12 protein-coding genes are annotated in these 13,414 nt (G+C 46.4%); 6 read left to right on the forward strand and 6 right to left on the reverse strand.

Annotated elements, in window-relative coordinates; all coding sequences use genetic code 11:
• The first annotated feature begins 30 nt into the window (after positions 1-30).
• Together WH95_RS06370 and WH95_RS06375 are read left to right on the forward strand one after the other, a co-directional pair.
• The gene (locus tag WH95_RS06370) at positions 31-402 is read left to right on the forward strand and encodes a copper resistance CopC family protein (protein WP_052741835.1); all 372 of its coding nucleotides are present in this window, start codon (positions 31-33) and stop codon (positions 400-402) included.
• A gap of 15 nt (positions 403-417) precedes the next feature.
• Entirely contained in the window at positions 418-1,293 is an 876-nt protein-coding gene (locus tag WH95_RS06375) for a copper resistance D family protein (protein WP_052741836.1), read from the forward strand.
• 42 nt (positions 1,294-1,335) lie between these two features.
• On the opposite strand, the gene WH95_RS06380 is transcribed toward WH95_RS06375, so the two are convergent.
• A complete protein-coding gene (locus WH95_RS06380; protein ID WP_052741837.1) occupies positions 1,336-1,980 on the reverse strand; it encodes a hypothetical protein in 645 nt (214 codons plus the stop codon).
• A gap of 234 nt (positions 1,981-2,214) precedes the next feature.
• Between WH95_RS06380 and htpG the strand changes: the two genes are divergently transcribed.
• Entirely contained in the window at positions 2,215-4,116 is a 1,902-nt protein-coding gene (htpG, locus tag WH95_RS06385) for a molecular chaperone HtpG (RefSeq protein WP_046504449.1), read from the forward strand.
• Positions 4,117-4,198: 82 nt separating this feature from the next.
• Here htpG and WH95_RS06390 read toward each other — a convergent pair whose 3' ends face one another.
• Positions 4,199-5,047: a DUF1223 domain-containing protein gene (locus WH95_RS06390; RefSeq protein ID WP_052741838.1), complete on the reverse strand. Its 849-nt coding sequence runs from the start codon at positions 5,045-5,047 to the stop codon at positions 4,199-4,201.
• A 171-nt stretch (positions 5,048-5,218) separates the two neighbouring features.
• A complete protein-coding gene (gene acnA / locus WH95_RS06395; RefSeq protein ID WP_046504452.1) occupies positions 5,219-7,897 on the reverse strand; it encodes an aconitate hydratase AcnA in 2,679 nt (892 codons plus the stop codon).
• 315 nt (positions 7,898-8,212) lie between these two features.
• On the opposite strand from acnA, the gene WH95_RS06400 reads away from it, so the two are divergent.
• The 3 genes from WH95_RS06400 to WH95_RS06410 all read left to right on the forward strand — a co-directional run bounded on the left by WH95_RS06400 (position 8,213) and on the right by WH95_RS06410 (position 11,502).
• Entirely contained in the window at positions 8,213-8,737 is a 525-nt protein-coding gene (locus WH95_RS06400; RefSeq protein WP_052741839.1) for a c-type cytochrome, read from the forward strand.
• 105 nt (positions 8,738-8,842) lie between these two features.
• Positions 8,843-10,192 (forward strand): oxygen-independent coproporphyrinogen III oxidase, encoded by a 1,350-nt coding sequence (gene hemN, locus WH95_RS06405; RefSeq protein WP_046504455.1) that lies wholly within the window; start codon positions 8,843-8,845, stop codon positions 10,190-10,192.
• 122 nt (positions 10,193-10,314) lie between these two features.
• Complete coding sequence (locus WH95_RS06410) at positions 10,315-11,502, forward strand: NnrS family protein (RefSeq protein WP_082114015.1); 1,188 nt, start codon at positions 10,315-10,317, stop codon at positions 11,500-11,502.
• On the opposite strand, the gene WH95_RS06415 is transcribed toward WH95_RS06410, so the two are convergent.
• The 3 genes from WH95_RS06415 to WH95_RS21465 all read right to left on the reverse strand — a co-directional run.
• On the reverse strand, positions 11,499-12,737 hold the full coding sequence (locus tag WH95_RS06415; RefSeq protein WP_046504461.1) for a glycosyltransferase family 87 protein: 1,239 nt from the start codon (positions 12,735-12,737) through the stop codon (positions 11,499-11,501). The two genes, WH95_RS06410 and WH95_RS06415, sit on opposite strands and share 4 nt — an antisense overlap.
• Positions 12,738-12,895: 158 nt before the next feature.
• Positions 12,896-13,183 carry a hypothetical protein gene (locus WH95_RS06420; protein WP_046504464.1) on the reverse strand — a complete coding sequence of 96 codons (288 nt, stop codon included), beginning with the start codon at positions 13,181-13,183 and terminating at the stop codon, positions 12,896-12,898.
• 48 nt (positions 13,184-13,231) lie between these two features.
• Positions 13,232-13,414: hypothetical protein (locus WH95_RS21465; RefSeq protein WP_204247722.1), on the reverse strand; the 183-nt coding region annotated here is incomplete at its 5' end.

Here is a 13,414-nt window from a genome sequence, read left to right on the forward strand (position 1 = left end):
CAATGATCAATATGAAAGTAGGCAAGAAAAATGTTGAACATCTCTTCCTCGCGCCCTGTCAAATTGCTGGTTGTTCTTTTATTTATCGTATTCATCCCAAGCCTGAGTTTCGCACATACAAAAGTTGCTCAAACTATTCCAGCAAACGGGGCGACACTTGCAACGTCACCGGACGAGATCAAATTGATTTTCTCTGACACTCTGAAAATTACAGCTATGAAGTTGCTGGATTATCAAGGTAAAGAACTTATTTTAAAGCACGATAAAGCCCCAAAAGCTCTGAAAGAAAAAGTAGCAATCCCCCAGACATTAGCGGCAGGAACCTATAGAGTTATCTGGCGAGGTATTTCGGCAGATGGGCACCCGATCAAGGGGCAAATTACCTTTACTATTGCTCCTTAGAACCAAGATATTCTTATGATCGAGAATACGGATTATTTATTAGTATTTCTGAAAACCGTTATTTATGGCTGTAGCCTCTTTTCAGGCGGCACGTTACTTTTTCTCTATACATTTTCCACAGAAACCAACGACATAAAAGTTAAGCTATTTAGCTTCATCACCAGGTCAAGCTTCCTGGGAATTACGCTTATTGTTATCAACTTAGGAACACAAGTCATCTGGCTTTCCGCAGGAGAGATAGATGCGCTTTACGACCCTGATATGATTAATCTGGTGGCGTCTTCCACAGCAGGTCATGCCCAAATATTTTTGGGGTTAGGTTTGCTTGGAATCATCTCTGCTTCCAAAATACACCACCCTGTTTATGGGTTGTTGATTTTATTATCAATTCCAACCTCTTATGCTTTATCAGGCCATACAGGCTTCTATTCACCAGTATGGTTATTGAAAATTTTCATTATTGTGCATTTATCTATTCTATGTTTTTGGGTCGGCAGCTTTATCCCCCTTCTGACATTGATCGATCAGAAAAAACAAACCGCCGCAGATACGTCAGAGCGATTTGGGAACATAGCTGCTTTTCTAATCCCCCTTTTGCTTGCGACAGGTGTTGGCATGACCTGGTTCATTGTTGGGGGGATCAAAGGACTGACAACTGATTATGGCTTAATGCTCCTTGGAAAGCTCAGTCTTGTAATTCTGTTGTTATGCTTTGCCGCCATAAATAAGCTTCGACTGGTCCCTCAGCTCAAAACAGGCCACCCCTTGGCAGCCCAAAAACTCAAACGGTCAATAAAAACTGAAATCGTACTCGTGTTGGCAATACTTACCCTTACAGCAGTTATTACCACGGTCATACCGCCAGAAAATCTCGGTCATCGTATTGGCTAAGCTTTCATAACCAATACACGTTTACGACATTTCCCAGTAGATTTATTGAAGTGCAGCAGGAACAGGACCGTCTTTCTCAGGATCCCATCCAGAAGACCACATTTCATAGGGCACGATATGCGGTTTCACACCACTATTCTCAAACCAGGAATCAATGGCGTAGCTCTGCCCCGTTGAAATATCCACAACAGCTGCTGAAGTATGGGGCCATCCGCCAATAAAAAAACCACGAGTCACCTGAGACCGTAATCTATGATGTTTGATCAGCCCAAGTTCATTCAAGAACATCAACGTAGTCGTGGTGTTTATAGATTCATCTTCACAATCAAGTTGCCCTGACTGCCCATACCCGGTAAAGGTCCCGCCAATATCATTTTCTGTCCCCGCTTTCGGGGCATTCATTTGTTCCATATAGGCAACAGCATTTGCCATGGATGCTCGTTCTTGTTGCGGGTTTTGTGGTGCACCAAAGGCTTTGATTAACCCTTGTTTATCTGCATCACTCACTGTCAGGGTTATTTGTCTCGCGCAACCGTAGCCGTGGCAATACTGATATTGCGCCATGGTAGGAACAGCCACCCCCTTACGCTCAAAAACCATATTTGGCGAAGAATTTGGTCCAGCAGCACACCCACCAAGTATCAAGGTAAAAGCCAATAATACCGATTTCAAAAACCGATCAGACATAATGATTAAATCCTTTGTCCGAATAGACGGATCAAGCAATCACAATAAATTATCTGTTCGTTTTTACAGGATCGAAAAATTCCTGCAACTGCTTTGAATAAACCCTTATGTCCGCCCCAAACGAGATACCTTGAAAAACTGTCTTTATTAAGCCATATGTCTTTTGCTCTTGATACAAGTGACCAAGAGATTAGCAATATTACTTCGACTAGTTAAAAGGTGGATTATACAATCATGTCTGAGGAACAACTTTCCTTCCAGGCCGAGGTTTCTCGCCTCTTGGACATTGTGGCCCATTCGCTTTATTCCAATAAAGAAATCTTCCTGCGCGAACTTATCTCCAACGCGTCTGACGCGTGCGACAAGCTTCGCTACCTGGCAGTAACAGATGGTGACCTGATGAAAGACGATCCGGATTTCAGGATCGACTTGGAAATAGACTCAAACGCCAACACGCTCACCATCAGCGATAACGGCATTGGCATGAACCGCCAAGAGCTTATTGATAATCTTGGTACCATCGCACGTTCCGGCACCAGCGCCTTTATGGAGCAGATGGAAAGCAGCAAGGACGGCAGCAATCTGATTGGTCAGTTCGGTGTTGGTTTCTATTCCAGCTATATGGTTGCCGACAAAGTCAGCGTCACCAGTCGCCGTGCAGGCGAAGATCAAGGTTGGCAATGGGATTCTGACGGCAAAGGTAAATTCACCATCGCCGAAGTTGAAAAGCCAGGTCGCGGAACCTCAATCACCCTGCACCTGAAAGAAGAGCAAAAAGAATATAGCGAAGAACTACGTCTTCGCACCATTATCAAAACCTATTCCGATCATATCCCCATTCCGATCCGTCTCAAAAAAGCGCCAGAAAAGAATGAAGATGGCAGCATTGAAAACAATGGCGATTGGGAAACTCTGAATTCAGCGTCTGCAATCTGGACACGAAGCAAATCCGACGTGACTGACGAACAGTACAAAGAGTTTTATCATCACGTTGCCCATGCCTATGACGACCCGTGGTTACGCGAACACTTCCGCGTTGAAGGCGTATTGGAATATTCCGGTCTTCTTTATATTCCTGGCAGCAAACCCTTTGATCTTTTTCACCCGGATCGTAAACACGGCGTGAAACTCTATGTCCGCCGTGTCTTTATCACCGATGACTGTCAGGAACTTATTCCCGCCTATATGCGTTTCCTGAAGGGCGTTATTGATTCAGAAGATCTGCCCCTCAACATCAGCCGTGAAATGCTGCAGGACAATCCGATGCTGCGTAAAATTCGCGGCGGTATCGTGAAACGTGTCCTTGGCATCCTCGATAAAAAAGCCGAGAACGAGCAGGAAGAATACCTGAAATTCTGGGAAAACTTTGGCTCTGTTCTCAAAGAAGGTCTCTACGAAGATCTTCCGCAAAAAGATGCTCTCTTGAAACTCTGCCGCTTCAAGTCCATCAAAACCGACAGCTGGATCAGCCTCGCGGATTACCTCGAAAACATGAAAGAGGGCCAAGAGCATATCTATTATATCTCTGGTGAAGACGAACAGGCTCTGCGTCGCAGCCCACAGATCGAAGGTTTCAAAGCCAAAGATGTGGATGTACTGGTTCTTCACGACCCCGTCGATGAATTCTGGGTCACATCAGTCAACGAGTACGAAGGTAAAGGCTTCAAATCTGTGACCCGAGGTGGCGCAGATCTGAACAAGATTGACAGTGCAGATGACAAAGATGATTCATCAAAGGACAAAGAAGAAGATAAAGCAGAACTCGGTGCCCTGCTCGGTTATATGAAACTGACCCTGGAAGGGGAAGTCAAGGATATCCGCAGTTCAGAACGCCTCACCGACTCTGCTGTCTGTCTTGTGGCCGATGAAGGTGACATGGATATCCATCTGGAACGCATTCTGCGCAGCCATAAACAGGTTGATGAAGCCAGTAAACGGGTCCTTGAAATCAATCCGAAACACGATCTGGTCAAACGTCTTTCAGACTTGATCAAGGAAGACGGCGCAGCCAAAGAGCTCGAGGACATTGCCTGGCTTCTGCTGGATCAGGCCAGAATTCTCGAAGGACAGATGCCATCCGATGCCGCAACATTCGCACAAAGGATGTCCCGGGTTATGGGCAAAGGTCTTTCATAAGATCCCCCTACCCGAAAAACACCAAAAGGCGGTTGAGTTACCTCAATCGCCTTTTTCGTTCCGAATACCATAGAGTAAATACTTAACTGGGATTACTCTCATGCAGAACAGCTCCGATAATTGCGCCGCCAGTGCCATCTTGCAGCAACAAGGCACACCCGTCGGTCGGTGATAATCCAAGCGAGGCAAAACTGAAGGAAAGGGACGCATCCCTACCGTTCCATTCCCCGGCGCGTTCGAACCCGCGAACGACGTGCTTGTTGACCATAAACAGCCCCTTGTTCTCGCCCCTTTGAATTTCTGTCTCGTGCTGTTCATCAAAAACGGCCACCCACAAGGTCGCTGATCTACCAAGCGGAAGCTCGTTACTAAAATTCACCGTTGGCTCAGACAGGCTCTTCCCCGCAATCGAGAGAGACACAGCTTTTCCCGCTTTGGCGGCCTCTTCAATTTCAAGCAGAACATCCCCCCGACGTGACCCCACCAATTCTTTGCGGCCATCAATAACCAATTGCGGGGTATAGACATATCGCAATGACATACTTGAAGCATAGTCACGTTGTCGCTGTGTTGCTTCCGGGCTGGAAAAAGGATCTTTCCAACCAATATAATCCCAGTAATCAACATGGTAAGACAGAGCAATAATGCCGGGCTGATCAGCAAGCTCGGTTAAAAGCGCATCAGCAGGCGGGCAAGAGCTACAGCCCTGCGACGTGAAAAGCTCAATAACCACAGGGGCGGCTTCGGAAAGGCCCGCTACGCTGGCAGCCTGAGAAACCAACTGCCCCTGAGCCAAGCGCTTTTCCGCAGCCCGAACCGTCTCGCCAGAGGGACCGCTTATGGCCATATAGGCCCAAGCTAAAGAGAGGCCAAGCGCAACAAAGGCAACCTGCACAAACGGACGTTTGAAGAGAGTCTTTAAATATTTCATACTCAAAGACTATGCCTCTTTCAGCAAGAGCTCCAGTCACGTCAACTTCAAGTTTGCGCGAGCAGGGCAAAGCTTGCCCTTTGCCTGTAATTCTTAAGTACGGGACACACCCACACCTAAAGAAAAAAGGCAGCCCGTCTGGACTGCCTTTGAAGCACCTATAAACCGACGTTATGCCGCGTCATGAATCAGGTTGCGAAGCACATAGTGCAGAATACCACCATGGCGGAAATACTCGACTTCATCTGCGGTATCAATACGGCACGTCAGTTTGATATTCTCAACAGAGCCATCCGGGCGGCTGATGTGACAATCAACATCCATGCCCGGCGTTATCCCCTTTTCAACCCCAGAAATATCGATCGTTTCATCACCTGTAATCCCCAATGTCTCTCGGGTTACGCCATCTTTAAAGACAAGCGGCAAAACCCCCATAAAAACAAGGTTGGAACGGTGAATACGCTCAAAGCTTTCAACGATAACAGCCTTAACGCCCAACAAACGCGTTCCCTTGGCAGCCCAGTCACGGGAAGACCCCATGCCGTATTCCTTACCACCAAAAACTACCAGTGGTGTGCCGTCATCAATGTATTTCATTGCGGCATCATACACCGGCATAACTTCGCCCTTGTACTTGGAAAAACCACCTTCGGTCCCCGGAACCATTTCGTTTTTAATACGAATATTGGCAAAGGTACCCCGCATCATAACCTCGTGATTACCGCGACGAGACCCGTAAGAGTTAAAATCAATCGGACGCACCTGATGGCTTGTAAGATACTCACCACCCGGGCTATCTGCTTTGATCGCGCCAGCGGGCGAGATATGGTCAGTCGTAATATTATCAGCCAGGACCAACAACGGGCGTGCACCAGTGATATCACTAAGATCGCCAGCTTCCCTGCTCATACCCTCAAAGAACGGTGGGTATTGAACATATGTACTTTGGTCATTCCAGTCATATGTCAAACCAGTCGCCGTTTCGATTTCCTTCCACTGCTGAGGGCCTTCGAAAACATTCTCGTACCGCGCCTTGAACATTTCCGGCGACAGTGAAACATTCGCGATTTCCTGGATCTCCTGCGAGGTCGGCCAGATATCTTTTAGGTAAACATCCTGACCATCCTTGCCCTGACCGATTGGATCATTCAACAGGTCAATCGTCACATTACCCGCCAACGCATAAGCAACGACAAGCGGTGGTGATGCGAGATAGTTCAAGCGTGTCTGCGGGCTGACGCGACCTTCGAAATTGCGGTTTCCAGACAGAACGGCAGCAACCTGTAGTTCTTTGTTGTCAATGGCAGCAATATGTTCATCTGCAAGGGGGCCAGAGTTTCCAATACAGGTCGTACAACCATACCCAACGAGATCAAAACCAATCTGGTTGAGATAATCCTGAAGCCCCGCTTTTTCCAGATAATCCGTCACAACCTGTGATCCCGGGGCCAGTGATGTCTTCACCCAAGGCTTTGAAGTAAGCCCCAGTTCGACCGCCTTCTTCGCGACAAGCCCTGCTCCGATGAGAACAGAGGGATTCGATGTATTGGTACAGCTGGTAATGGCTGCAATCATCACATCGCCATTACTCAGCTCATAATCCTTGCCTTCAACAGGGGATTTATCCCCTGCCTTGTCACCCAAAGCTTCGTTGATCAGCTCAATAGATTTTGGCGCAAGGTTACTAAGCGAAATACGGTCCTGTGGACGCTTTGGTCCGGCGAGACTTGGTTCAACAGTAGAGAGGTCCAGTTCTAGCGATGAAGTGAAGACCGGATCCGGGGTATTCGTATCGCGCCACATTCCCTGGGCGCGGGCATAGGCCTCGACCAAAGCAACACGATCAGCGTCACGACTGGTAAAATTCAGATACCTTATAGTCTCTTCATCAATCGGGAAAAACCCACAAGTCGCACCATATTCCGGTGCCATATTTGCGATTGTTGCCTGATCTGCCAAGGTCAGGTTATCAAGTCCTGCGCCATAGAACTCAACAAATTTACCCACCACACCATGTGCCCGAAGAATTTCGGTAACAGTCAGAACCAGATCCGTGGCGGTGGTTCCCTCTTTCATCTTGCCAGTAAGCTTCATACCAACAACTTCAGGAATAACCATGGAAACAGGCTGCCCCAACATCGCCGCTTCCGCTTCAATACCGCCGACACCCCAACCGAGAACAGAAAGGCCATTTACCATAGTGGTATGAGAATCAGTACCCACCAAAGTATCTGGATAGGCAATCGTCGCACCATTTTCTTCTTTGGTCCAAACAACCTGCGCAAGATTTTCAATGTTTACCTGATGGCAGATACCTGTTCCCGGCGGAACAACACGGAAATTATCGAAAGCCGTTTGTCCCCAACGCAGGAAAGAATAACGCTCGCCATTACGATCAAATTCCAGATCTACATTTTTCTGGAATGAATCTGCACCCCCGAATGAATCAACCATGACAGAGTGATCAATCACAAGATCTACCGGGGAAAGTGGATTGATTTTCTTGGGATCCCCGCCCATCTCAACCATTGCCTGACGCATTGCCGCCAAATCAACAACGGCCGGCACCCCTGTGAAATCCTGCATAAGAACACGTGCAGGGCGATAGGCAATTTCACTATCCGATGTACGATCTTTTAGCCATCCGGCCATCGCTTTGATGTCATCAACCTTAACAGTGCGATCATCTTCGAAGCGCAATAGATTTTCCAAAAGAACTTTCAGGGAAAAAGGAAGACGGGAAATATCGCCAAGCGTCTTGGAAGCTTCCTCAAGACTATAATAATCATATGTCTTACCGTTCACAGTAAGCTGGCGACGGGTATTCAGGGTGTCCTTACCAAGAGCCAATTTAATCTCCTCTTGCTGGTATACGTCTCTCCAGATGGGGCGTTTTATGTTTATTTATAACAAGATCGCTTGTGATCCGATAAATATTAACGTCTTCTCATCTACTTATATTCTGCCTATTCAAATTAGCTCTTTAGAGTGAAAAATCAATACACCCAGCACTGCAAAAATAAGAAAAAATTAAGTTTATCATTAGCAATAACTAATAGTAAGGGTGTGAATTTCTACTCTTGAGCTTACAGCAGGAGGAACATTTAGAAGTACGACTACGGACTTCTGTTTACATTAACGAAAACGATCAAAATAGGTTTTAATTTGTGGATACTTCTCAAACGTTGCTTCATTGCACGCTACAAAATAATCCTCTTTGCTGTAATCACTATCATAGCGGGAAGTTACTTTATTTTCCATTACTCAAAATCATTTGACCAACAAGATAGTGTCGATAGCAATCCCGGTCTCTCTATCAACAGTGCCGTGACTGATTCCAACGGGGCTGCTTTATATCTGCAAAACTGCGCCTCGTGCCACGGCGCAAATCTTGAGGGGGAAGTAAACTGGCGGAGTCCCAAAGCAGATGGATCGCTGCCTGCACCACCTCATAATCAGGATGGACACACCTGGCATCACCCAGATCGTTTATTGTTTCACATAACCAAATTCGGCGGATCCTCAGTTGCGCCCAAAGGATTCAAAAGCAATATGCCGGCTTTCCAGGATGTCTTAAGTGATAATGAAATAAGTGCAACGCTGGAATTTATTAAAAGCACATGGCCAAAGGATATTCGGCAACGTCAAAAACATATAACAGACAAAGACGCAGAATCATCACGTCAGTGAGCCTCTTTTCATTTTCAACTCAATTGGCTTGGAGAGGTAAATCTCTCAGACCTTTCTTGACATAAATCAAGGATTACGCACGCACCTTCGGCTATTCCAATATTTATGAAAACAGAGATCATACAAAAATACGACAAAGGGGTTCCTCGTTATACGAGCTATCCCACGGCCCACCTTTTCAAGCCTGATTTCGAGGCCAGTACCTATGTGGATTGGTTACAGGCTATCCCGAAAGAGATGCCGCTTTCTCTGTATTCACATATTCCCTATTGCGACAGCCTTTGCTGGTTTTGCGGGTGTCACACCAAAATCACCCAGAAATACAAACCGATACAAGAGTACATGGGCTCCCTTCACAAAGAGATCCTGATGACCGCCGATGCAATGGGGCGAGGGCGCCCTGTTAATCACATGCATTTTGGCGGTGGCAGCCCTACAATTCTGGAACCGGAAGATGTCAAAAAACTGTTCCAGACATTCAATGAGGCCTTCACCTTTACCGATGACGCAGAGATCGCCGTTGAAATCGACCCACGTGATATCAGTCAGGAAGCCATCAGAGCCTGGGCACAAGGCGGGGTAAACCGTGCCAGTCTTGGCGTTCAGGACATTCAGGATAAGGTTCAAAGAGCCATAAATCGCATCCAACCGATCGAGCAAACCGCAAAAGTTGCCAAGTGGCTGCACGAAGAAGGTGTACATGGCATCAACATGGATTTGATGTATGGTCTTCCCTATCAAACGGTAGACTCCGTACTGGAAACCATTCGGCAGGTTATGACAATGGCCCCGGAACGCATTGCTCTCTTTGGCTATGCGCACATACCGTCATTGAAACCACACCAGCGCCTCATCCCCGAAGAGGTCCTTCCCGATTTCAACGAGCGGTTTGAACAACAAGAAGCCGCCGCAGAGCTATTACAAAGTTATGGTTTTGTTCGAATTGGTCTGGACCATTTCGCCAAACCTGACGACCCCATGGCGGTTGCTTTTAAAAACGGTACGCTGAGACGTAATTTCCAAGGCTATACAACAGACAAAGCAGACGCGATGATCGGGTTTGGCGCCTCTTCAATCGGCGCTCTGCCAAACGGTTTTGTCCAGAATATCGTCGCCATCAGAAACTATCGTGCAGCAATAGATAGCGGAACCTTTGCCGTTGCCAAATCCATTCCTTTCCAAGGTAAGGACAAATTGCGGGCCGCGATTATTGAACAGCTTATGTGCTATCATGAGGTTGATCTCAATAATATCTGCGAGAAGTTTCAAAGCTCAATTGATGAATTTGACTACGAAATCAGTGCCTTGAGATCTTTTACCGACGATAACATTGTACGATATCAGGATGGAGTTATCTCTGTTCAACATGATGCGCGGGCTTTGGTCAGGTCCGTTTGCGCCTTATTTGACGAGTATCATGGCTCAAGAGAGATGACCTACTCACAAGCTGTTTGATCAAGTAGTTCTGAGCAGACTAACTTAGCCATTTTGTGCAATTAAGCTGCGCGCCTCTGTCACATATCACAATAGATGTATTTAAAATACACTATAATGAAATTACGAGGAACAAAGACATTATGATGACTGCAAGTTCACCTTTTTGGCGGGCAGGTTTCAGACCCTTTTTCACAACCGGAGCACTATATGCTTTGACCGTGTTGTCGCTCTGGATCCTGATACTTGCTGGCGTTATCGATTACGAAACACATATCGTGCCTTCTCTTATTCACGGGCACGAAATGATCTATGGTTTTGGTGTTGCTGCGATTGCCGGATTTATTTTAACGGCCATGCCGAACTGGACCAATACTGAACCTTTATCCGGCAAGCCCCTGATCGCTCTTTTTGGCCTCTGGCTCTTTGGCAGACTGTCCCTTTGGGCCGGGACCTTTCTTCCCTATAGCCTTCTCGCCACTGTAGATCTTCTGTTCCTTCCGGTTTTGTCAATCTACACCGCAAGAATACTCATCAGAACAGGTAACAAACGAAACCTTATGTTACCCGGCATCTTTATAATTCTTGCGATCTTTAACCTGTGTTTCTATCTCGCGGAAACAGGTATCGCACCGCATTCCTCACGCGTTATTCTGGAAGCCGCTATATCCCTTTTGTTACTGCTGATAACAATCATCGGGGGGCGCATTGTCCCTGCCTTTACAAGAAACGCCCTCGCAGCCAAAGGTCTCAAAGTCGATATTGGTGCACCGGGCAAACTCAGCATCCTCTGTATTCTGGGTACAGCTGTCATGATGGCCGGAGATTTACTAATCGCAGACAACTGGCCAGAACCCTTTGCCTATTTTTGTGCATTACTCGCCGGATTACATCTCGCCCGTCTATACTTCTGGAAAGGGTGGATGACGTTTTCAGACCCCTTATTATGGGCAATGCATGCGGCCTATCTATGGATACCCATCGGGCTTATTCTAAAAGCTTACGGTTTTGTCACCTATGGCTACTTTTGGGAGGGTGCCCTTCACGCCCTGACAGCCGGTGCCATTGGCACGATGATCCTGGTTGTAACCATCAGGGCTGGTCTTGGTCATACAGGCAGCATCCTGAGAACAAATCCATACCTGACTGCTGCCCTTTGGATTATAACCTTCTCTGCAATTTTCCGTGTTCTCCAATCCTTTATAGAGAACGACTTCTCCGAACAATTACTCTATCTGTCTTCAGCGTTCTGGGTTCTTGCCTTTGGGCTTTATCTCGTCAATTTTCTGCCCCTAATGACTCGCCCAAGGTTGGATGGAAAGCCGGGTTAAACGGTGTTTTGCCGCCGCATTATCAGGTTTGTCCGCAGAACAGAAAGAAAGAACAGCGCAAAAATAACAGGAAAACCAATTTGAATATCAAAATTCTGCCCTATTCCGGCTAAAATCAACGGTGTTACAAACCCACAAACGAGAACAGATTTTTCCCATAGTGCCCCCCCTTTTTGCGCTATATCCATTGCAAGCAAAGCCAGCGGGATCGACAATAACGTCATTTCATAATCAAAAAGATAGGGCAGAATTAGCAACGCAGCGGAAATGAGAGCAGTAAAAGCCATATTTGTTGGGCCACACCGATACCAGGTCCATAGCAAAACGCCCACAACACCGGCAGCCATTATCCAGTGCAATAAATACGAAATTCCGTCAGAAACCCCCAACATTTTGAGGGTTATGTAAAGGCTGGGCATTTTTTCAGAAAGCAGTAACCCCTGACTCATAACGGATTTAACCACCGACATATTCTGGAAAAACACACCCCATAGCTCCCAGCCAAAGACAGCACACGACAACCCGACAAAAAGACTGGTTGTGAAAGCTGCAGCAAAAAACACTCGCCATTGCTGAGAAACAATAAGGACCAGAGGAATTAAGAGCCCCAGTTGTGGCTTAAAAGCCAGCAAACCAATGAAGACACCCGCCAGCATAGGATTAGAGCGAAAAAAGAAAATAGCACAAGCTAGCAATCCGGTACTTAACAGCGAATTCTGACCATGAACCATTGTCAGATATACCGCTGGATAGGCAATAATCAGTAAAAGAGCATAGGGATGATCAAATAATCGCCGTAAAGAATAGACGTAAAATATAAAGCTGCTTCCGATAAACAAAAAATAGGACGCAAGATAGGGGATCCCCGCGAGGAAAGTGGATAGCAACATAAAGGTTGGCGGATAGTGCCACAGGAATACAGATTGATTTCCCGGAACAGCCAACTGTTGTATTTCAACGATCCGCTCTCGAACGAATGCAGCTTCAGGTGTGCCTAAAATTCCAAGATACCCTGCAGACCAAAAAGTTATAAAGTCGTAACCCGCCGGGCTATTATCTGTATCGAGCAAATTATCGAATGAGGATATCAGGGCAATTGCTCTGAACATGCAAATACCAAGAATAAAACATCCGTAAAGACGTAAGCGATCCGGCTCAAAAATAGCAGGAGAAAAACTTTTGCTCTCAGCCTTTTTCTTAAATTCCAAACTCAAAATGCCGCCACTATTTGCCACCTAACAGATTTCCCATTTTAACCTGCAGGATAACAAATAAGTATTAACGAATCAGCTTCCAGCTCCCAGCGCCCACCCCAAAAACAAAATTAATCTCGGGTTTAAAGCCACGGTTTTGGAATATACTTTCCTAGATAGAACCTAAGAGAGATATACAGTTAAACTCTAAGAGGATCTTTCCGCCCTTGCTGTTCTAACGTGAAATCCAAAACAGGATCGACCGGAGATTGATTAATTGTTTTCTTGGTCCAGTCAGATTTCTTTCGAACCAGCTCTGCTGCACCAACATTCTTTTCCCCCATCAATGGGTTCTTCAGGCGCGCATAGGTGACACCATCCACATGCGACTTATAGATATCCGTCACGATCCAGTCTTGTAAAAAACGCGTCCGCTTTGAATAGACATCACCAACAACGGGTAATTTTTCCGGATTTTTTTCCTTCATAGAGCACCTCTATAATTCATCGTTTAAAATAATGACAGTTGCTCGAAATTATGAAGGATTTTCGGCCGCATCAAGGTCAACTGCGGGCTTGGAAGGGCTTAACATATAATTGTCACCCCACGGACACAAATCCGACTCAGCTTGTGTCTGATTGTCACCACCCAAAGTGTTACACAATAAAAAACCCGCTATACAGCGGGCCAGACTGCTGACAAAGTCCTCGCAATTTGC

Origin of the sequence: Kiloniella litopenaei, from assembly GCF_000982415.1 — a bacterium.
GTDB classification, from domain to species: Bacteria; Pseudomonadota; Alphaproteobacteria; order Kiloniellales; family Kiloniellaceae; genus Kiloniella; species Kiloniella litopenaei.